Below are 21,881 nucleotides of genomic sequence, written 5' to 3'. Positions count from 1 at the left end.
AGGCTGCAAAAGAAGGAGCATTCACCCCCTTGGATTTTAAGAGGTATGAATGCTCCTTCCTGTTTGTCATCTTGTAATTTAGTCCTATGACCGCAATAAGCGCAGGCCATTCAAAATGACCAGTATTGTGCTGCCTTCATGCCCAATAACCCCAAATGGCAAGGCTATATCCTGCACAAAGTTGCTGATCACAAGCAGCAAAATGACACTTACCGCGAAGACCATATTTTGTTTGACCACCCGCTGCGCCTTGCGCGCCAGCGCTATCGTCGGAGCGATCTCCTCGATTCCATCGTTCATCAGTACCACGTCTGCGACCTCTAGCGCTGCTCCGCTGCCATGCATCCCCATGCCTAGCCCTACGGTTGCTGCTGTCAACGCAGGAGCGTCGTTCACACCGTCGCCGACCATGACGACATGCCCGTACTGCTCCCGCAGCATGCGAATATGGCTGACTTTGTCCTCCGGCATTAAGCCAGCATATACAGCGTCGACTCCGGCCTGCTCCGCGATCACAGCGGCCGTTTCTGGACGGTCTCCGGTTAACATGACAACCCGGATACCCTGCGCTTGCAGGCGTTTCACGGACTCTTGAGCCTGCGGACGCAGCTCATCGCGTAGTGCCAGCATTCCAGCAATCCGATCATCCGCGAGGATGATGGATACGGTTTTGCCCTCAGCTTCCAGCCGGGCCCGACTCTCCATCCACTCTGGCTCTGCCAGAGGACTAGGTCCATCCAGCACATCTGTGCGACCGATTTTCCATTTCACCCCGCCTATGATGCCTTCCATTCCCCATCCGGTGAGTGCCTGCACTTGCTCGGTTGGGAGAGGATCTCTCTGTCCCAATTTAGCTTCGGCTTTGGCTACAATCGCTCGCGCCAGCGGATGCAAAGAATAACTTTCAATTGTGGCGACAATGTGCAATAGCTCATCGGCATCGTATTCTGCGGCGGTAATCCAATCCGTGACGACAGGTGACCCCATCGTTAACGTACCTGTTTTGTCAAAAGCAACAACAGAAGTCAATGCCATATTCTCTACATGTGCTCCACCTTTGAACAGAATGCCCCGTCGGGCACGGTTGGAGATGGCAGATAGCATCACTGGCATAATGGATGACACGAGCGCACAGGGTGAGGCCACGACGAGGAACACCATAGCCTTATAGAACGCTGCTGCCCACGTCCAGCCTAATGCGATGGGTGCACCGACAATGACGATCAGCGTGACAGCAACAACAATTCGAGCGTACACCGATTCGAACGTTTTAATAAACCGCTGGGAATCAGGAACTTCGGTCTGAGCCTCTTCCACCATACGAATGATTTTTGAAAATAAAGTGTCCTCCGAGGACTGACTAACCTCTACATATAGCACGCCTTCTCCATTAATGGTGCCCGCATATACTTCGTCACCTTCCACCTTATTTACCGGAACAGACTCCCCGGTAATCGATGCCTGATTCACTGCCGAAACGCCCTTGGAGATTCGGCCGTCCGCCGGAATCAGTTCGCCCGGCTTCACCAGCAGCAGGTCGCCTGGCAACAGTTGCTCAATGCCGACTGTTTCCGTCCCCTCGCGAGACAAGCGCAAAGCCGTTTCCGGCTTCAACGCCATAAGCTCAGAAATATCCTTACTACTACGCTCGGTGGTATAGCTCTCCAGCGCACCGCTGAGTGCAAAAATAAAGATCAGCATGGCTCCTTCATTCCAATAGCCAATGGCCGCAGCTCCTAGGGAGGCAGCGATCATGAGCAGATTAACATCCAGATCATGTTCTCGGATCAGTGTTTCGACCCCTTCTCTGGCTTTGGACCAGCCCCCAAGGGCATAGGACACTACATACAGAATGACCGATAGCCATTGCCACCAATGGGAGACTCCCCATGCCATCAGCATCAGCAATCCACTACCTAGAGCAGCTTGCATCTCCTTATTTTTCAGCATGCTTTTAAGCTGAAATTGCGGCTTGCGATTCGGACCGGGTCGTCCGCTGCCACTGTTTTTTGAAAGGGTTCGGTTAGAGGGAGACAATGTATCTTGTAATCGTTGAGCAGCTTGCATCATGTCACGTTCCTTTCCATATTTTGTCCTTGTACTAGCATTTCATTGAGAATGATATCCATTGTTAAGTGCCCTAAAATAGCACATGCTGCTTCGGGAAGTCCGAAGCAGCATGTTTGACAATGAGAATGATAATCATTTTTGCATCTATACAATTATTTTGGATTAGAGAAACTTTTGTTTTATTATATACCTTTTCTTTTCCACTTGTAAACCAGCAATGGCCTAAATAAAAAAAGATACCCGCGCAAACACCGCAGGTATCCTCCATATTTAAAGCATCCTATTCCAAGAATTCCGGTTATCTTCAGGCTAAAGGAAACTTCCACGCATGATTGTGTGCAGTTCCTGAAGTGTGCTGACGATCTGCGGGCTGTTGCAGTCCCAGACGCGCAGCCGCAAGGCGTACAGTGGGAACCGCTGTGTCCGGGCAAATGACCCCCGTCAGCTCATTCTCCCAGATCGAAATCCTATCCAGAGAATGGTTAATTTCATCTATTGCTACCCATAAAGGAAGCTCAGACTTTACACGTCGAACAGCCTCCATTATGCATTTTATCGTATCACTATTGTTCACATGACCATCGACACCGGATGGAATCAACTGCTCCTCAGCCCTAATGTCATCGGATGGAGTTGGTATGACTTCTAAAATGACCGTATCGGCAAAACGTGCCAGATCTGCAGCTTGAGCCACCTGCTTGATCTGTCGTGCGCTCACTTCGGACATGTTATTGGAATTGGCTGACTCCCCCGACCGTGCGGCTTGCCTGTTCCCTGTTTGGCTTACGTTAGACACCAAAGACGGGTCAACTGTCAAAAGCACGCCTACCCGATATGGAATGCACCGAAGACGCCCGCATAAAGTCTGCTCTGCAACGCCGTCAATCCAGTCTCGCGCTGCCCGGAATTCGTCGACGTCAGCCGGATTGCGCACTATAATCTCCAGCTTGGGTTCTCCCCCCTGCCGCACGCTCCGCAACGCCGCACGCAGCAATGCCTCCAGCTGCATATCTTGCAAGCTTCCAATACCCACTGCATTGTTCTGCTCAATTAGGGCTATAGTGAGTGGTGATCCGTTCAAAGACTCGAATAAGCTTTCATATTCTGTTTCCAGCAAACTGATAATTCGGCGGGACAAATGCTCACACAATCCAGGCAGGCCAGATGCCTGGTTAAAGGTTTTGTACGTGTCAGATGCACGTGAACCGGGAATAAGGATGGGATCGGGCTCCCCGTCAGGGGCATGAATCGTCTGTCCAGACTCTGCTACGTCCAGATAGGCATAGCATAGTTTCCCTACACGGCCAGATGCCTGTGACAAGGGACCATGCAGAAGACTATAACCGTCATAACTGCCTATTTCTGATGCTGTCTCTGTGCTTATACGACTCAAACTTGCAGGAGCATCGGCATAAATCCGTATGGAGGTGCGCCTGTATTCATCGCTCCATTTTAGGAGTGTGCCCATTGCTTGCCCAATATCGTTGCCGTTATTCAGCATCGTTTCCCCAAGTAATTCCGGATTCGCAGCCATCAAAGCCTCTGATCGACTGATTACGCCCTGCTCAGCTAAACCAACCAGCCAGCCCAACGGATCTTCCTCCTGCGTAGCAGATACTTCATGGCTGCCTGCCTTTAGCGTCTCCATAGCCAACCTCTGTGCAGCAGCCTCCATACCCGGCTCTGGAACTTTGAGATCCCGGCTATTTTTGCCACCCAACAGCTCTGCGAATACATGCATCAGTTTAGCCTCCATGCTATTAATCCATCCTTTCTTCCGTCAGCAAGTTGGCACACACGAATTCGAGTACCCCTCCAAACAAAGAAAACGCTTACCCATAATGGAGCAACCGAATCTTACATGGGCCTTACTTGTAAAGCCCCTACCTTAACGTATTAGGCACGCCACACATTTATACATTTCGGCACAACTACCCTACATCCCAAAATAAATCTCTATCCTGCTGGTACAAGATCACTCGAAAAAGGAACCTATAAAATAAACACCCCCGGTTTTCACAGGATGCCTATACATCCGATGCTAACCCAGAGGTGTCTATTTTTTTACTCGTAAGAACGAACCTTCAATACACGCATCACATTCAATACAGCTAGCAATGTTACACCTACATCGGAAAATACAGCCTCCCACATCGTAGCAATACCGAATGCTCCCAGTGTAAGAAACACAACTTTGACACCTAGCGCAAATATAATGTTTTGCCATACGATACGACGCGTGCGCTTGGCGATATGGATCGCCGTAACCAGCCTTGAAGGCTCGTCGTTCATGATTACGATATCTGCCGCCTCAATCGCAGCATCCGATCCCAAACCGCCCATCGCTACACCGACATCTGCCAGCGCCAGTACGGGTGTATCATTAATTCCATCGCCTACGAACAAAATTTTGTCGCTCGTTTTTTTACTTACAGACAACTGCTCGATGGCTTCGGCTTTGTGCTGAGGTAACAGCTCTGCCCTTACTTCATCCAAACCCAGCTGTCGTCCTACGGCCTCGGCAACTGTCCGATTGTCACCCGTCAGCATGATGGTTTTCACCACACCCAACTTTTTCAGTGAAGCAACCGTTTGGGCTGCGTCTTCCTTAACCTCATCTGAAATCAGAATGCACCCGGCATACGTTCCGTCTACAGCCACATGTACGACCGTTCCTTCATCCAGCGTCCCTGCTTGCTGCGCCACGTTAAAAGCCACATGCTCCCGCTCCATCAGCTTGGCGTTCCCGGCTGATACCAGACGACCGTCAATTTGTGCCTGAATCCCGTGACCGGATATTTCACTATATTGCTGAACCCGTTCTGCTCTGAGTTCTTTACCGTAGGATTCACGCAGAGAAGCAGCAATAGGATGTGTGGAATGCAGCTCGGCCAAAGCGGCGGTTTCGAGCAAGGTTTCGTTTGTAAAATCTCCGGCAGGATAAATCCCTGTTACACGGAAAACACCTTTGGTGAGTGTGCCTGTTTTATCAAAAACAGCGTATTTCACATGATTCAGAGCTTCAAGATAGTTCCCGCCCTTGATCAGGACACCTGAACGGGAGGCTGCCCCAATTCCCCCAAAGAAGCCTAGTGGAATGGATACTACCAGCGCACAAGGACAAGAAATAACGAGGAAAACAAGCGCACGGTATATCCAATCTGCAAAATGTGCACCCGGCACAACAAGCGGTGGAACAACCGCCAACAACAGCGCTACAATAACCACTACTGGAGTATAGTATCTGGAAAATTTCGTGATAAACTTTTCAGTCGGCGCTTTTTTGGCACTCGCATTTTGCACTAATTCCAAAATTTTCGAGACCGCCGATTCACTAAATTCTTTGCTAACCTCTACCGTTAGAAGTCCGTTCGTATTGATAAATCCACTCAACACGTTGCTTCCCGGCTCTACGGTACGAGGCACGGATTCACCAGTCAACGCAGAGGTATCCACATGCGATTTACCATCTATAACCTTACCATCCAGCGGGATCTTCTCGCCCGGCTTAATTACAATCAAATCCCCAATGCGAACGTCTTCTGGGGACACTCTCCGTACGGACTCAGCCGTCTTCAGGTTGGCATAGTCCGGTCTAATATCCATCAGATCACTGATGGATTTACGTGAACGGTTAACTGCAATGCCTTGAAACAGTTCTCCGATTTGATAAAAGAACATGACAGCTACGCCTTCCGGGTATTCCCCAATCGCAAATGCACCAACAGTAGCCAGCGTCATCAGGAAGTATTCGTCAAAGGCCATTCCACGTACCAAACTGCGTGCAGCCTGCAAGACAACATCACCGCCAACGATGATATATGCCAGTAAAAATAGGGCCAACTTGCCTACACCTTCGACAGGTAACCACCAGGCAACAGCCGCAACGACCGCACCAATAGCCAAACGCGCAATCATGCGGCGCATACCGTCCGTACCGTGATCATGCGTATGCCCAGCGTGGCTATCCTCTCCATGCGAATGTGAATGAGTGTGGGTAGCTTCACCATGTTCGTGCTCTGCATGGTGGTTGTGATGCTCGTGTGCATGATCCCCGTGGTCGTGTCCATCGTGCGTATGGGCTTGCTTGCCATGTGCTCCATGATGATGACCAGCGTGGCTGTGAGAAGCATGTTGCCCGACCTCGTGTGTATGCCCTTCACCTTCACTATGATGCTCATGACCGCATGCACAACCATCTGTGCAGTCTGGCTGTACTGCACCAGCATTGCTTCGGCTGTCTTCATGCAGGCGGCCACGGGCACTTTTTACCACCATCCGAACATGTGGCTCAAGTCTGTGAACCTTCCGTTCGGCTTGACGAAATATCTCTTCTTTTTGATCCGAACTTGTGGTCATCGTCAACGTTTTCGTAACAAAATTGACCGAGCAATCCATGACCCCTTCTATTTTACTGACTCCATTTTCAATCTTGAGAGCACAGTTGGCGCAATCCAAACCTTCCAAAATCCATTCATGCCGTTCCGTTCTTTTTAGAGCATCCATAGTCATTGGCCTCCAATTAACTATATATGAGCAACTGTTCATATATTATTTGTTAAGGCCATTATATTCAGGATCAGGGTCAAAAGTCAATGACTCTAGCCCTTTTTAACAAAAAAATCGACTTCAACAGACGAACGCCAAAAGAGCGCCAATCGCTTGGCGCCCTCTGTTGTTTTATCCCAAAAATTATTGATGTGATATGTGCTGATGGGTTTGCAAAAAGATCTGCTCCACATGATTATCATCCAGTGAATAAAACACCGTCTTGCCTTCTTTGCGTCGTTTGACAATACGCAGGTTGCGCAAATAACGAAGCTGGTGGGATACCGCAGATTGTCCCATGTTCAACACCTGGGTCAGATCATGAACACACAGTTCTTTTTGTGCCAGGGCATAAATCAGCTTGATTCGTGTCGGGTCACCCAGTGCTTTGAACAGCTCCGACATTTTGTATGCGATGGAATCCTCAACAAGGGAAGATTTTATGCGCTCAATTTCCTGATCTGAACCGTGACAAGCCGGCTCGCAATCCAAAGCTTCCGTTTCAGAATTCATCCTTTTCACCCCGTGTATTTCGACTTGATGCTCCTATTATAGCAAATTCGTAGAGTTTACGAATAGCTTATATTACAGCTTGCCCTGTAACAGAAAACTTCCAAGTCTCAATGCTTGCCTAACACTATAGCTTTACACTACTTAGAGCTTAATTAAAGCTTAATTCAACGTTTTTAACACTTCATCACTGTAAGGAATAATTTCATTTATTTGTTGATCACGTAACTTCACCGCAAACGCTGGATCAACCAGCAAAGCACGCCCAACCGCAACCAGATCAGCTTCCTCTCGTTCTACTTGCCCCACGAGTTGTTCTAATCTTGCCTCTACATTACTGGATTGATCGGTTTGACGATTATTATTTTCAAAATCACTCAAAAAGGCCTTCTCTAAACCAATCGAGCCCACAGTAATCACTGGCTTGCCTGTTATCTTTTTGGTCCAAGCTGCCAAATTTAGATCAGACCCTTCAAATTCCGGTTCCCAAAAACGGCGGCTTGAGCAATGGAATACATCCACCCCGGCCTTCACTAATGGAGTGAGAAACTGTTCAAGTTCCTGTGGTGTTTCGGCCAGCTTTTCTTCATAATGGTACATCTTCCACTGGGAGAATCGCAATACAATTGGGAAATTCGGCCCTACTGCACGACGACAAGCCTCAATGACCTCCACCGCAAACCGAGTACGCTGGACCAAGTTGCCTCCGTATTGGTCGGTGCGCTTATTGGTTTTGTCCCAGAAAAATTGATCGATTAAATAGCCATGTGCTCCATGAAGCTCAATACCGTCAAAACCCACTCGCTGGGCATCGGCAGCGGCCTGTGCATAAGCTGAAATAATATCCGCAATCTCAGCCTCCGTCAATGGCTCAACCACCTTTTCGCCGGCGGGAGAGATACCGGATGGACCGACAGGCAATGCCTCGGGATTCGGTTGATTATCTGCACCTATTTTACGGGCCGTACCCACATGCCAGAGCTGCGGTATAATCTTGCCACCTACCGCATGAACCTCCTCAACTACCTTGGCCCACCCCTTTAATCCCTCACCATAAAAATTAGGAATGCTTGTGTGCTCCACAGCTGCGGGATGATTAATAGCAGTTCCCTCTGTAATAATCAATCCAACTGCATTTTCGGCACGGCGACGATAATACGCGGCCACGTCAGGCCCTGGAATACCTTGAGGAGAAAAATTCCGTGTCATTGGCGCCATAACAATCCGATTGGGAAGAGATAAATTACCTAACTTAAAAGGTTTAAACAGTAATTCTGTGTTCATTACTTTTTCCTCCGCTCTCCACTAGTATTATCGTTTTCACTCTACTGTTATACAATTCCATTTTACACATATGTAAACTTGAGTTCAAGAAGCCACAGTTTTTATTTTAATAAGCTACACAAAAAAAGAAGAAGCGGCTCTAAGTCCGCTTCTTCTTTCCTAATTCGCTTATACTTGAGTGATTTTGCAAAAATCCTGACTTATTAGTGTGCTACCATGTTGTATTCCATAATCCATACAGAACCACCAACAACGGTCAACAGGATAACTACCCCGAAAATCAAAGTCATGACATTCCAGCGTGGTCCATTGCTTTCACGAATGTGCATGAAGAAGAAAAGCTGAACCAGAAATTGCAGCACTGCCGCGGCTAAAATAACAACCATGGTCGAAGTGCGGCTCAACATATGATTCATAACCACACCAAGAGGAATGATGGTCAGTACGATGGACAGAATAAACCCGATAACATAGGATTTCACTGAACCGTGAGAATCATCATGACCATGCGAACCCGCTCCTGTTTGATGCTGTGCCATCTACATCACCCCCATCAAATAGACGACTGTCAGCAAGAAGATCCAGACAGCGTCCAAAAAGTGCCAGTACAAGCTCAATGCCGAAACTTTCCCCTTCGTCTCTGGTGTAAGCCCGCGTTTTTTCAACTGGAACATGAGTCCAATCATCCAAACCAGACCTAACGAAACGTGAAGTCCGTGCGTTCCGACTAAAGTGAAGAATGCCGACAAGAACGCACTAGTTCCAAAATTGGCTCCTTCGTGTACCAACTCAACAAACTCGTAAACCTCAAAACCGATAAAGCCAAGACCCAGGATCGCCGTCACGATTAACCAGTTAATTAATCCCTTCATGCTTCCTTTGTTCATGGCCAACACAGCCAGACCACTTGTGAAGCTGCTCGTGAGCAAGAGGAACGTTTCAATAATAACGCCCGTCATGTTAAACAGCTCTGCGCCACCCGGTCCTCCGGCTGTGTTGTTCCGAAGGACGACGAAGGTTGCGAACAAGGTACTGAACAGGATTACGTCCGTTACGAGGAAGATCCAAAAACCAAGCATCTTCAATTCTTGCGGATCGTGATGCCCGTGGTCATGATCATGGCTTTGGTGTGCTGCTGCTTGTGCCATTATACAGACCCCCTTATTGCCGCTTCCGTGCGTTTTACTTCATCCGCAGGGATATAGTAGTCGCCATCATAGGAGAAGAACGAACGGCAAATCATACAAATTGCCACACCGATCAGTCCTGGAATATAGAAGAACGACCATCCGAATACGAACCCGAAACCTGCAATGAAAAAGAATACCGACATAATGAATGGAATCGCCGAGTTCTTCGGCATATGAATCGCTTCAATTGGCGGTTGCTTTCTGAAAATACCTTTTGCACGTTGATCTTTTTCTGCCCACCAGTCATCACGTTCTTCTACTTGTGGAATGGTAGCAAAATTGTACTCCGGTGCAGGTGAAGGAATCGACCATTCCAACGTATGGCCACCCCAAGGATCGCCTGTTGTATCCTTCAGCTTACGGTAATTCTTGATGCCCAGAAGAATTTGAAGAACCTGGAACAAGAAACCAATCCCCATCAAGAATGCCCCAACGGTCGAAACAAGGTTAAGCGGCTGCCAGCCGGTATCCCAGCCGTAAGTGCTCAGACGACGCGTCATACCCATCAGACCGAGAGAATATTGCGGAATAAAACATACATAGAAACCGATGTTCCAGAACCAGAAAGCCCATTTACCAGGCGTTTCAGGCAATGTGAAACCGAACATTTTAGGCCACCAATAGTACAGACCTGCCAAGTAACCGAACACTACGCCACCAATCAGAGCGGAGTGAAAGTGAGCGATCAGGAAGTAACTGTTATGGAACTGGAAGTCAGCAGGCGCTACAGACAACATGACGCCCGTCAAACCAGCAATCAAGAAGTTCGGAATAAAAGCAATTGACCACATCATAGGAGTCTTGAATGTAATCTTACCCCGATACATCGTGAACAGCCAGTTAAATACTTTAACCCCTGTCGGTATTGCGATAACCATCGTCGAAATCGCAAAGAATGCATTAACATCTGCGCCTGATCCCATCGTGAAGAAGTGATGCGCCCAGGTGAAGAAGGACAAGATCGCAATAATGAACATGGCGTAAACCATGGACTTGTATCCAAACAATTTCTTTTTGGAGAATACGCTGATAACCTCGGAATAAATACCGAAGGCAGGCAAAACTACAATGTATACCTCAGGGTGACCCCACATCCAGATCAAGTTGATATACATCATTGGGTTACCGCCGAAATCAAGCGTAAAGAAGTGTCCTCCTCCGAAGCGGTCAAGGAACAGCAATGCCAAAGTAACCGTCAGAATCGGGAATGCGAAAATGATAATAACACATGACGAAAATACGGACCACGTAAAGACAGGCATTTTCATCCAAGTCATACCAGGTGCACGCATTTTAATAATAGTAACAATAAAGTTGATACCCGTAGCCAATGAACCTATACCCGAAATCTGAATACCCCAGATATAGAAGTTCTGACCGACGCCAGGACTAAATTGCAGTTCTGAAAGCGGTGGATAACTCAACCAACCTGCGTCTGGCGAACCACCGATAACGAAGGACAGGTTGAACAACATCGCTCCCATAAAGAAAAGCCAGAAGCTCAATGCGTTCAGGAAAGGAAACGCAACGTCACGCGCACCAATTTGAAGGGGTACGGCGATATTAAACAAACCAAACATCAACGGCATCGCCATAAACAGGATCATGATCGTGCCATGTGTTGTGAAAATCTGGTTGTAATGCTCAGGATGCAGTAGTGTAACATCCGGTGTAGCCAGTTGAACACGCATCAATAATGCATCCACGCCTCCGCGGAATAACATCAAGATGGCCGCAAGAATATACATAATACCGACTTTTTTATGGTCAACAGTAGTCAACCAGTTTTTCCAAAGCCAGCCCCATTTTTTGAAATAAGTGAGCACAAACACGATCCCGATCGTCGCTAATGCGATGGAGACGTCCGCTCCATAGATCATTGGGTCTCCAGTAACGAAGAAAGTGGATGCAAACTCTTTTATTTTGTCAAGCATTGGGGGCCTCCTTCCCTATAATCATTTAATTGTGTCCGCTCATATTCATATGACTCATATCCATTGCCGCATGATCTTCTGTGCCGGACTGAGAAGAACCTTCTGGGGATGTAGCTTCACCATGTCCAGCATGTGGGTTAGAAGCACCCTCCACTACATACTTGTTAACAATGTCTTTGAACAAGCCATCTGGAATCGAAGAATACTCATCAGGCTGGGACAAACCTGGTTTTGCAAGCGCCAAATAGCCGTCTTTCGTCAGCGGCTTAGACTGCTTTTTGATGTCAGCGACCCAGTTTTTATACTCTTCATCCGACTGGACTTCTACATCAAAACGCATTTGTCCAAAATGCTCACCGCTAAAGTTTGCACCCGAACCAAAGTAAGTTCCTTCGTGATCGGCCTGCAAATGCAGTTTCATAGCCATGCCTGACATGGTGTAGATTTGTCCGCCCAATTGCGGAATCCAGAATGAGTTCATCGGGGCGTCAGCAGTCAGTTCAAAACGGACTGGAACACCTTTAGGAATGTGAACTTGGTTAACTGTAGCTATACCTTCCTCTGGGTACATAAAGAGCCATTTCCAGTCCAGTGAAGTCACTTGAATGGTTACTGGCTTTTGCGTACTTGCCAACGGCTTGGAAGGCTCCAGCAAGTAGGTATATCTTGCAGTAATGACAGCAATAATACAGATAACGATAATTGGAATAGCCCACCATGTGGTCTCCAGCTTTTTGCTGTCATCCCAGTGGGGTTGATACTTCACCTTGTTTGTCGGTGTATCACGATACCGCCAAATGATGAAGAAAGTCAAAATCATGACCGGTACAATTATTAGCGCAGACAATGCCGTTGTAAGAATGATCAGCTCTTTTTGTGCTTGCCCAACGGGTCCTTTCGGATCGAAAACAACGTATTTTCCGCCAGCATAAAAACACGTCCAAATGAGCAATGCTACCGTGAGCACGGTCAAAACCAACGCAATAATCGCTTTTGGTTTTTTGTTCATGTTGTTCCCCTCTCCTTAAATAATAAATTACTCAAAACTTTACGAACTCCTGTAATGTTGCCCCTATATAAGATAGCAGAAAAGTGGCCACTTTTTTTATTGTTAACAGAATTGTCGATTATTTGTCCGTTTTTTGTGAAAAACATCTCTAAAAATAAAATTTCTCTTGCAAATTCAAAATTTCTTATTAATACAAAGATGACATAATAAAAACGTTATTTGTGTATCTTAAAGAAGTTATATTAAAGAAAAAAGCGGGACTCCTTACAGTTATCATCCTACACTGCTCGAAGCCCCACATTGTTGTTTTCGGCATATATTTGCTTTAAATCATTTTTAAATTGTATTAACTGCGGCCGTTTTCCTGGTCTTCCTTCTTGCGTGCAATGACAAATGATTTCCCAACTAGAAAAATAAAAATCCCGGCAACAACGCAGCCAATGCCTGTCATTAAATATATATTCCGATCAGTTAAATTACCTATATCAAGCAAAATAAGGATAATACCTGCAATACAGGCGATCCAAGCGATAACAGATACCGTCCGGCTCATTTGCCCGTCAGTTGATCCTGATTTCCTAAAATTTGCAGCCATACCCTCCACTCCCTTCGGTCTAAAATAATTTTTAACGCCCTCGTCTGGTATTTTTGTCAGTATGCACATATCTTGCTTCTTTATTCCCTTGGTCTCTACATACCTGAAACAACCCTCTGCATATCTTGACTATTATTACCCCGGAAGACCCAGTGTTCAAACAAAAGGGAGCAGAGACAGGCCTAAATCTGCCTTATTTTGAAAACATCTTTTCGTTTATCGTTTAACGTCTGGTCTCCAACCAGTTATTACTTACTACATTTCGATACCAATAGTAACTTTCCTTCGGGGTGCGGACCTGTGTGCGGAAATCAACATGAATCATGCCAAATCTCATATTATATCCCTCTGCCCACTCAAAATTGTCCATAAGTGACCATGCCATATATCCTTTGACATGAAGACCGTCATGAATAGCCCGGTGTACCTGCACCAAATGCTGCTGCATATACGAAATGCGACGCTCATCCTGAACCTTGCCATTCACGACATCATCGTTGATACAAGCCCCATTCTCTGTGATATAAATATCGAGGTTACCGTATTTTTGCAAATAATGCAGTACCTCGTACAGCCCACGCGACTCCACTGGCCAACCGATATCCGTTACAGGTAGCCCCATATTGATTTCTTCAGATTGAAGAAACCCGGCTTCAGGATTAAAACGATTAACTGACATAGCATAGTAATTGATACCGATCATATCAATAGGCTCGCCGATAATATCCATATCCCCATCCTGAATAGGCACGGTGGCTCCCTGCTCCGCAAACCAGTCTACCAAAAACTGAGGATACGAGCCTTGATAAATAGGTTGAAGAAACCAGTCACTATGCAGGGAAATAGTGCGCGCACAAGCGGCTTTATCTTCCTCAGATGTGCTGTAAGGAACAGCCCAGGAGACATTGGGAGCGATACCGATCTGGCCACTGGTGCCCAGCTCGCGGAAACGGCGCACAGAAAGACCATGCGCAACTAGCAAATGATGTCCTACATCAATGGCTGTCTGAAGATTTGTCAGACCCGGGGCATGAACACCCAGCATATTAGATAAAAAGGCGATGCACCATGGTTCATTGAATGTTAGCCAATGGTGTATTTTACCGTGAAACTCGCGGAACATCGTTTCTGCAAACTGGACAAACGCTTGAATCGTGCGACGATTCTCCCATCCTCCAGCATCCTGAAGCGCTTGAGGCAGATCCCAATGGTACAGTGTACAAAACGGTTCAATCCCATTTTCGTTCAACAAATCGACTACGCGATGATAATAGTCCAATCCTTCTTGATTGACTTCACCGTCACCATTGGGAAATATACGCGGCCAGGACACTGAAAAACGGTATGTACGAATGCCCAGTTCCTTCATTAGGCGGATATCTTCCTCGTAGCGATGATAGCTGTCACAAGCTACATTGCCGTTATCACCGTTGAATATTTTGCCAGGTGTATGGGCAAAGGTATCCCAGATCGACAAACCTCTCCCATCCTCCTCATAAGCTCCCTCGATTTGATAGGCTGCCGTCGCGGTCCCCCACATAAAGTCCTGCGGAAATTGAAAAATGGTCATATTGTCTCTTCCTCTCCTTCAATTATAATCGTATGTTGGTTCGTTATTTCCTGCTCTTTGGTAAAAATCCATGACAAAATAAATCCTCCATGCTCAGGATCAGGCAGAGCCTGACGAGCATCTGCGCTAAACGGATGTGAATAGCGAATCGTGCAGCTTCCCATCTGGACAGACGCGGTCAATTCAGCACGGACGAGCCTGGAACCAGACCATTCCATGCCGACCGTCATCCCGCCATGTCCCTTCAATCCACTGACCCTTCCCTCCGACCATGCCGTTGGCAAGGCAGGCAGTAACGTCAGCTCTCCCGGACGGCTTTGTAACAGCATTTCTGCAATCCCCGCCGTCGCACCAAAATTACCGTCGATCTGAAAAGGCGGGTGAGCGTCGAATAAATTAGGATAGGTCGATCGCGACAGCAACGTGCTAACATACCGATGTGCGGCGTCGCCATCTTCCAGCCGAGCGTACAGGTTAATCAACCAGGCACAGCTCCATCCGGTATGCCCACCACCGTGATCAAGCCGTCGACGCAGCGATATGCGGGCTGCCTCAGCCAGCTCCGGGGTATCACGGATGTGAATTTGTCGACCGGGATATAACCCATATAGATGCGAAACATGTCGATGCCCAGGCTCCGCTTCCTCAAAATCGACAAACCATTCCTGTAACTGACCGTGACGGCCAATTTGATAGGGCATCAACCTGTCCCGTGTCTCCTCGCAGCGGGTGCGGAACTCATCGTCTAATTCCAGCAGGTCCGCAGCTTGAATGCAGTTATCCAACAGCTCCCGAATCAGCGTCATATCCATGGTGGAGCCCATAGAGATACTGCAATCCTCGCCGTCCAGCGTTTTGAATTTATTTTCAGGTGATGTAGATGGACATGTCACAAGCCGACCCTCCGGGCCTTCCACGAGCCAGTCCATGCAAAAGGCTGCCGCCCCCTTCATGAGTGGATAAGCTTGTTCTGCCAGATAGGCTGTATCCAGGGTAAACAGATAGCGCTCCCATAGGTGAGCAGTGAGCCATACACCCCCAAGCGGCCAAAACGCCCAACTGGCATGGCCTCCTGAAGGTCCGGCGTATCTCCACACATCTACATTGTGATGAGCTGCCCACCCTTGAGCACCATAATGGATGGAGGCTACCCTCCGTCCCGTACGAGCCACTTCTCCAATCATGTGCAGCAATGGTTCATGGCACTCGGCAAGATTGCATACCTCTGCGGGCCAATAGTTCATCTGCGTATTGATATTGGTTGTATAATTACTGTTCCACGGCGGATGCACCCGGTCATTCCAGATGCCCTGAAGATTGGCGGGCTGACTCCCCGGACGCGAGCTGCCCATGAGCAAATAGCGGCCATACTGAAATAACAGCACCTCCAGCCCCAGGTCGGCCTGACCTTTCTGATAACGTTCCAATCGCAGATCTGTCGGTAGAACGGAGTCGTCGGTTAGAGTATCACCTCCCAGTTCTAATGCAACGCGGTCAAACAACTTTCGATGATCCTGTTCATGGCGTTGCCGTACCTGCTCACTTCCCAGCGAAATTGCTCCGTCTAAAATGACTTGACATGCTTCTACTGATTCCGTTGCATCACTATTCGGCATAGCGTGAAATCCCTGAAATCCGGTAGCTGCTGCCAAATACACCGTGATTTTATCCGCGCCCGAGATGATCAGTGCTCCATCAGCACCCTTCGTCAAGGTTCCTCCCTCAGGAATAATCCTCGCCTGAACTGCAAAAGCCATCCCCAAATCATTTTCATAAACGACAGCCTGTGGATGATCGCCGTGATAATTAGATTCCACATGACTGGGCGCTCGCCCAGTCAACGTAATAAAGTCCCTGATCGGCTCATCGGATGGATCGCCATTATCGCTATCCCATTTGGATGAATCACCAAAATGTGCATCCTCTCCAACCTCGTCTTCACAAGGATGGGGGGAAGTGATGCGCACAGATGCATGGATCTTCCCAAGTTTATTCGCAGTCAGTGACACCATCATGATTCCATCTGGCGCACTGGCGATAACTTCACGGGTATAGCGGACTCCATCACTTTGAAAAGTGACCGCTGCCGTTCCGGTCAGCAAATCCAGTTCTCGCTCATAATGCACAATTTCCCCTAGGCCCTCCTGCGTAATCCACAAATCTCCCAAAGGCTGATAGGCTTCCGTATCGCGACCTAGCATATTCGCATTAATCAGTTGTTCCGCTTCCTTGTATTTTCCATCTGCAATCAGTTTTCTGACAGGCTGCAAATATCGCAAAGCATCATACTGAACGCCGTCTCTGGGAAACCCGGACCAGAGCGTATCCTCGTTTAATTGCAAATGCTCCTCTCTGATTCCGCCAAATACCATAGCTCCCAGTCTTCCATTGCCGACTGGCAATGCTTCCTCCCATACCTCAGCAGGCTGGCGATACCATAAACGCAGGGACTGTGGTCTTTTGCCTTTCGTCACATCAAACCCTCCCTCATCAAGATGAAACAAAGCGCTAATCCCGTATGGACCATAAGGACAAGCGCTCTGTCATTCCGGCATTCAAAATTTCGTTAAAAGCAGTCAGCTATTTAGAAGCCTTACCGCTCCATAACTCCACTCTGTCCTTTACCAGTTGCGTGTATTGCTGTTCCATTTGGACAGCTCCGGCGGCATCCAGTTCTTTAATCATGTTGTCGTATACCGTATCAAAATTGGAAGCTGGTGCTAAAATAGCTTCAGGTATACGTTTGCGGATAATGTCTGTTGTTTTTTTAAATGTAACGTTATAGTTGGATTCATTGTCTGTTGTCAGGTTATAGGCTGCGCCCCAAGGCTTTACATCAAATTCTTTCTTGTCCGGGAACAAATCTTTCCACGTTTTTACGCCATACGCTTTAAGCGATTCTTTCTCTGGCTTCGAATAAGCCGCGATAATTTGCTCCGGGAATTTGGCAGTATAGTAGTTGCCTGTAGGGTCCTTCACGCCGTCACCATAGTGTCCGCTCATAAGCGTGTACAAATCTATACCCGTGGTTTTGTTGAAGTTGGTTGTATTGTTCGTTTTTTGCTCCAGTACATCAGCCGGAATGACGCGTTTGCCGTCTTTGATCTCATAATGCTTGCCCTCGATCCCCCAGTTCACTAGCACCTGTCCTTCATCGGAAGCTAAATAATCAAGGAATTTAATAGCCCGCACCGGGTCCTTGCAATTTTCCGTAATCCCTACACCATAACCGGACGCGAAGCCCGTATCCTGAAAGGAGCTATCCTTGTATTTCTCCGAAAGTGTAACTGGAAAATGCGCGTAGCTGGAATCGGCTTTGCCTGAAGCTTTTAACGCATTTTCGGCATCCTGATACCCCCACTCCTGATCAATCAGACCGAGGACACGGCCGCTGGCAATTTTGGATTTGTATTGATCACTTTTTTGCACAAACGAATCTTTATCGAGCAGCCCTTCATTGTACATGTGGTTCAACCAACGGAAATATTCCTTTTCTTCAGGACGTTTGTAATGAAGCTTCGCTTCAAATGTTTTGGGATCAATAAAATATTCACCATCATCTGGCGCTCCAGTCGTCTGGAAGGCAGGATTCGTTACGGTAATCATAATTCTCCAGTCGTCTGCATCCAGCGTGAGTGGGATCGTTTTTTTGCCATTGATCGTTGGGTGCTTGGCTGTATAGGTTTTGAGTACGTTTTCATAATCCTGTAGCGTTCTTACCTTTGGATATCCTAACTCCTTGAGCACCTTATGCTGAATTTCAAATCCGCCTGTCGCGTCAAAACTCTCCTGTCCCACACCTGCATACGTAGGAAGGACATAGATGGATTGATCTTTATTACTGTATTTCAAACGATCCATATAGGGTCCATATAGCTTTTTGAGATTGGGTGCGTGATCGTTGATCAGATCTGTCAGATCAATCATGGCCCCCGCATCCACAAGCTTGTTAATATTCGCTTTAGGAGAAACCAAGTCCGGGTATTCTCCACTTGCTGCCATCAAAGCAATTCGGTCATCTCCACCTCCACCGCTGACATCAAATTCCGCATTCAAGGTTACACCTGTTTTCTTGGTGATTTCCTTGCCTATTTCATCCTTCATTCCATTCCATTGCGGGCTTGTATCTGCTCCGAAGAAGCTAAACGTAATCGGGTCTGTGCCGCTGGACGTGCCTTCCTTCGCTGCTTTATCGCTTCCTCCACAACCTGCGAGTGCGGTAAGAGACACCGCGAGCAAGGGAATCAGTGCAAATCTGGACCAGTGTTTGTTCATGTATAAATCCTCCTATATTCCTATGATGAATTCTCCTGCAAATAACTTCTATTTCACTACCGGTATCCCGATTTTTATGATTTCACTGCCCCCAGCGTCATACCGCCTACAAAATATTTTTGCAAGAACGGATACACCATCAGGATGGGGAGCGTAACCATAATCGTGATTGCCATTTTAATCGACTCTGGTGAAATTTGAGCCATTTGCTTAGCCATATCGTTACTATTCGTCATACTGGAGCCGCCTTGCTGCGTACTTTGCAGTATCTTCATCAGCTCATACTGTAGCGTCGTCCATTGCGGCGCCCCACCATTATACAAATACGTATCAAACCAAGCATTCCACTGACCTACTGCCAGAAAAAGAGCAATCGTTGCCAATACTGGTTTGCACAGCGGCAAAATAATCTTCCAGTAAATCGTAAAATCATTCGCCCCATCGAGTTTGGCAGACTCCTGCAGCGCATACGGCAAACCGTCCATAAAGGAACGAATAACAAACACGTTAAATGCGCTAATTAAGCCTGGAAAAATGTACACCCAAAACGAACCCAGCAGATGCAGATCACGCATCAAAATAAACACGGGCACCATCCCGCCGGAAAAATACATCGTCAACGCCAAAAACGTAGAAATAAACTTACGAGCGCGAAACTCGACCCGACTCAATGTAAAAGCAAGCATAGACGCGCAGATCAATCCGAGTACCGTCCCAACCAAAGTACGAAGAATAGATATTTGCAGTCCCTGAAGAAGGCCATCGTACTGGAAAATCGTTTTGTAATTTTCGAGCGTAAATTGGCGGGGCCATATATAAATACCGCCGCGAACCGTGTCCGTTGAATTGTTCAGGGAAATCGCAAGTACGTTCAGAAACGGGTACAGCGTCAACACCACGATCAGAGCCATGAGGATATAGTTGAACAGATCAAACAGCTTCTCAGATCGGGTAGCATTAAATGCCTTATTCGTCATTTCGCCTCTCCCTCCCTACATAATGCTTTCTTTAGTTAGTTTTTTGAATATACCGTTCGCCGTAAACAACAGCAGAATGCTAACCAGCGAGTTGAAAATACCAATTGCCGTCCCATAAGAGAAGCGACCCAAATTAATCCCATAATTGAGCGCGTACAGATCCAGCACCTCGGAATAATCCGTCACGAGACTATTGCCAAGCAAGAATTGCTTTTCAAAACCGTTGCTCACCAGATGTCCAATCGCCATAATGAACAGAACGGCAATCGTCGAGCGGATACCCGGCAGTGTTATATGCCACATCTGTCTCCAGCGGCCCGCTCCATCCACGCGTGATGCTTCATACTGTTCCTGATCAATTCCGGTGATTGCAGCTAAATAAATAATCGTATTCCAGCCCGTCTCTTTCCAGATGTCGGAAGCGGTTACAATGTACCAGAACCAGCTCCCCTTTGCCATGAACTGAATCGGTTCATCCACAATATGAAGCGCTACCAATATATCGTTGACAATGCCTCCGTCAATGGACAGCATCTTGGTGACCAAACCGGCTACAACTACCCAGGATACAAAATGCGGAAGGTAGGATATTGTCTGCACAAACCGTTTGAACAGCATACCACGCAGCTCATTTAACAGAATTGCAAAGAAGATCGGTACGACAAAACCAAATATAATCCCCATCAGGCTCATCGCTAGCGTATTGCGTAATACCAGATAAAATCGTTCATCCTGAAATAGCTCAATAAAGTTATTCAGCCCTACCCATTTCTGGTCCGAAAAAGATTTGGCTGGCTTATAATTTTGAAACGCCATCGTCCAGCCCCAGAGCGGAAGATAGCTGAAAACAAACACCCATATGACGAAAGGAATAGACATAAAATAAAGATACTTTTGCTGCTTTACACTGTCCCACAAGCCTTTTCTACCACGTTCAGGCTTCGGGCCGCGAGCCTTGCGCGGTCTTCCCCGGTTGGATTCAGGAATCACAGCTCCATTACTGGAAGCGGTTTCAGTTGAAGATCCCATAACAAGCTCCTCCTCATCTCTAGATACTATTATCATACTTTGCTGGCTTGAAAGCGGGTACCCGACGAATTAGGAGAAAAATCAGTTCAAAATTAGATATATGGGATGAAAAAAATTACATTCGTACCACTACGCATGCGGATGGTGCTTCCCTCGCTGTTGTCCCCGGATTTCTTGAATAAGCAACCAAAGGTAGAAATCCGGGGACAAAGGCGACCGCTTCGCTTGTCCAGCACCATTCCGCCTGCTCCGTTCTCATGTAAATTTTCTGAGAGAAGTCTTGTAAAAAACAAAAGATCAGCAATGTAAGCTGATCAGAGGTAAAGGATAATGCATATTGCACCACAGGTGGATGATGGTATATACAGACTGTCGCAATTAGCCTAATTGATTAAAGGAAAAAAATAGCTTTCTAGCATCAATGTGCTAGAAAGCTATTTTGATTTATTTTACTGTGATCGTCCCAAAGTACATGTACATGCCACAATTATACTCATATACCCCCGGCTTCAAGTCCTTGACGGTAAAATAATTATTTTCGTGATCCAGGTAAACGTCCATTCCGATCTTCAACGACTGCACTTCATCAATGCAAGTAAAGGATGTCATTTTCTTGAAATTGATTTTGGTTGGAACGCCAGCTTTCACTTCAATATTTTTAGGATAGAAACCGTCCCCTTTTACACCCACTGTAACAATCTCATATTTGGTCTTGTCTGGCTCTTCCTGAGCTTGTTTAGGTTGACTGGCCGGAAACGACGACACGCTCCCCTGAAAATAAAACAAGACAAACCCGCCCATACTCAGGGCTACAAAACCAATCAGCATCAAATGCCAATGCTTAGAGATAAGTGCTTTCATTCATATCAGCCCCTCCAGTTGAGTGTCTA

Annotated in this window: 16 protein-coding genes; all 16 read right to left on the bottom strand. The window is 47.0% G+C overall.

Features of this window, described 5'->3' with window-relative positions; genetic code table 11:
• Window positions 1-84: 84 nt before the first annotated feature.
• The 16 genes from ACUYLD_RS17440 to ACUYLD_RS17365 all read right to left on the bottom strand — a co-directional run bounded on the left by ACUYLD_RS17440 (window position 85) and on the right by ACUYLD_RS17365 (window position 21,852).
• A complete protein-coding gene (locus ACUYLD_RS17440) occupies window positions 85-2,067 on the bottom strand; it encodes a heavy metal translocating P-type ATPase (RefSeq protein WP_446675643.1) in 1,983 nt (660 codons plus the stop codon).
• A 307-nt stretch (window positions 2,068-2,374) separates the two neighbouring features.
• Window positions 2,375-3,826 (bottom strand): PEP-utilizing protein, encoded by a 1,452-nt coding sequence (locus tag ACUYLD_RS17435; RefSeq protein WP_446675617.1) that lies wholly within the window; start codon window positions 3,824-3,826, stop codon window positions 2,375-2,377.
• A 308-nt stretch (window positions 3,827-4,134) separates the two neighbouring features.
• Window positions 4,135-6,576, bottom strand: coding sequence for a heavy metal translocating P-type ATPase (locus tag ACUYLD_RS17430; protein WP_446675616.1), 2,442 nt, complete (start codon window positions 6,574-6,576; stop codon window positions 4,135-4,137).
• Between the two features lie 186 nt (window positions 6,577-6,762).
• The gene (locus tag ACUYLD_RS17425; protein ID WP_007432172.1) at window positions 6,763-7,131 is read right to left on the bottom strand and encodes an ArsR/SmtB family transcription factor; all 369 of its coding nucleotides are present in this window, start codon (window positions 7,129-7,131) and stop codon (window positions 6,763-6,765) included.
• 159 nt (window positions 7,132-7,290) lie between these two features.
• Entirely contained in the window at window positions 7,291-8,412 is a 1,122-nt protein-coding gene (locus ACUYLD_RS17420; protein ID WP_446675615.1) for an NADH:flavin oxidoreductase, read from the bottom strand.
• Between the two features lie 203 nt (window positions 8,413-8,615).
• Entirely contained in the window at window positions 8,616-8,951 is a 336-nt protein-coding gene (cyoD, locus tag ACUYLD_RS17415; RefSeq protein WP_013311980.1) for a cytochrome o ubiquinol oxidase subunit IV, read from the bottom strand.
• Entirely contained in the window at window positions 8,952-9,560 is a 609-nt protein-coding gene (cyoC, locus tag ACUYLD_RS17410; RefSeq protein ID WP_023990327.1) for a cytochrome o ubiquinol oxidase subunit III, read from the bottom strand.
• Entirely contained in the window at window positions 9,560-11,536 is a 1,977-nt protein-coding gene (locus tag ACUYLD_RS17405) for a cbb3-type cytochrome c oxidase subunit I (RefSeq protein WP_235309930.1), read from the bottom strand. The genes cyoC and ACUYLD_RS17405 overlap by 1 nt, the downstream gene beginning before the upstream one ends.
• Before the next feature lie 25 nt (window positions 11,537-11,561).
• On the bottom strand, window positions 11,562-12,545 hold the full coding sequence (gene cyoA, locus ACUYLD_RS17400; RefSeq protein ID WP_446675614.1) for a ubiquinol oxidase subunit II: 984 nt from the start codon (window positions 12,543-12,545) through the stop codon (window positions 11,562-11,564).
• Between the two features lie 346 nt (window positions 12,546-12,891).
• Window positions 12,892-13,140 carry a hypothetical protein gene (locus tag ACUYLD_RS17395; protein ID WP_061828909.1) on the bottom strand — a complete coding sequence of 83 codons (249 nt, stop codon included), beginning with the start codon at window positions 13,138-13,140 and terminating at the stop codon, window positions 12,892-12,894.
• 223 nt (window positions 13,141-13,363) lie between these two features.
• Window positions 13,364-14,710: a GH1 family beta-glucosidase gene (locus ACUYLD_RS17390; protein ID WP_446675613.1), complete on the bottom strand. Its 1,347-nt coding sequence runs from the start codon at window positions 14,708-14,710 to the stop codon at window positions 13,364-13,366.
• Window positions 14,707-17,184, bottom strand: coding sequence for a glycoside hydrolase family 95 protein (locus tag ACUYLD_RS17385; protein ID WP_446675612.1), 2,478 nt, complete (start codon window positions 17,182-17,184; stop codon window positions 14,707-14,709). The genes ACUYLD_RS17390 and ACUYLD_RS17385 overlap by 4 nt, the downstream gene beginning before the upstream one ends.
• A gap of 106 nt (window positions 17,185-17,290) precedes the next feature.
• Window positions 17,291-18,985, bottom strand: a complete 1,695-nt coding sequence (locus tag ACUYLD_RS17380) for an ABC transporter substrate-binding protein (protein ID WP_322161314.1) — start codon at window positions 18,983-18,985, stop codon at window positions 17,291-17,293.
• A gap of 74 nt (window positions 18,986-19,059) precedes the next feature.
• Window positions 19,060-19,962 carry a carbohydrate ABC transporter permease gene (locus tag ACUYLD_RS17375; protein ID WP_446675611.1) on the bottom strand — a complete coding sequence of 301 codons (903 nt, stop codon included), beginning with the start codon at window positions 19,960-19,962 and terminating at the stop codon, window positions 19,060-19,062.
• A gap of 15 nt (window positions 19,963-19,977) precedes the next feature.
• Complete coding sequence (locus tag ACUYLD_RS17370; protein ID WP_446675610.1) at window positions 19,978-20,991, bottom strand: ABC transporter permease; 1,014 nt, start codon at window positions 20,989-20,991, stop codon at window positions 19,978-19,980.
• A 444-nt stretch (window positions 20,992-21,435) separates the two neighbouring features.
• On the bottom strand, window positions 21,436-21,852 hold the full coding sequence (locus ACUYLD_RS17365) for a cupredoxin domain-containing protein (RefSeq protein ID WP_254329516.1): 417 nt from the start codon (window positions 21,850-21,852) through the stop codon (window positions 21,436-21,438).
• Window positions 21,853-21,881: the final 29 nt, after the last annotated feature.

The organism is Paenibacillus sp. SER-28, from assembly GCF_052906305.1.
This window is presented reverse-complemented; position numbering and strand designations above follow the sequence as displayed.